At 39.6% G+C, this 905-nt stretch carries 1 protein-coding gene; it reads right to left on the bottom strand.

Annotated features, from left to right (window positions below):
- A partial coding sequence (locus RG608_RS11495; RefSeq protein WP_308947003.1) for an ISL3 family transposase occupies window positions 1-905 on the bottom strand: 905 nt, incomplete at both ends.

Below are 905 nucleotides of genomic sequence, written 5' to 3'. Positions count from 1 at the left end.
ATTCTAGTTTTAAAATTGTCAAAGTTCCGAAATCCGAAAGCGTTGCGCTTAATGACCTTGATAAGGTTGTTAGTTGCTTCTAGTTTAGCATTTGAGTAGGGCAGTTCAAGTGCGTTGATAATTTTATCTTTCTCCTTAAAAAATGTTTTAAAAACAGTCTGAAAGATAGGATTTATACAAGTAATTCTTTCTTCAATGAGTCCAAAGAAATGGTCAGCCCGTTTCTCTTGAAAATGCAAAAGTAAGAGTTGATAAAGCTCATAATGTTCTCGGAGTTCTTGAGAGTACGAGAGAATCTTTTCAAGAATGTCTTTATTAGTCAAGTGCATGCGAAAAATTGGGCGATAAAATCGTTTATGACTTAGTTTCCAGTAGCGTTTGAGTGCCTTATATTCGTGCGATTTTTTATCCAACTGATTCATGATTTGGATGCGAAGGCGGTTCATAGCCCGGCTGAGATGTTGTACAATGTGAAAGCGGTCGAGGACGATTTTAGCAGAAGGAAATAGTTTTCTGGCAATATCGTAGTAGGGGCTAAACATGTCCATAGTAATGACTTTGACTTGGTTTCGGACTTGTCTGGAATAGCGCAGAAAGTGATTGCGAATGGTTGCTTGCGTTCGTCCGTCGAGGATTGTGACGATCTTGAGCGAGTCAAAATCCTGCGCAATGAAGCTCATCTTTCCTTTCTTAAAGCTGTATTCATCCCAGCTCATGTATTCTGGAAGGTAGTTGAGGTTCACGTTGAACTTGAATTCTTTCAATTTACGAATGACGGTGGAAGTGGAGATAGCTAGGCTTTCAGCGATAGCTGTCATAGGGACTTTCTCAATTAGTTTTTGAGCGATTTTCTGCTTGACGATGGTTGCGATTTGGTGGTTTTTCTTGACTAAGGAAGTCTCTGC

It is taken from the genome of Streptococcus sp. IsoGale022 (assembly GCF_031142805.1).
In the GTDB taxonomy this organism is placed as follows: Bacteria; Bacillota; Bacilli; order Lactobacillales; family Streptococcaceae; genus Streptococcus; species Streptococcus sanguinis_A.
The sequence above is the reverse complement of the archived record's forward strand: the minus strand, read 5'-3'. Positions and strand labels throughout refer to the sequence as shown.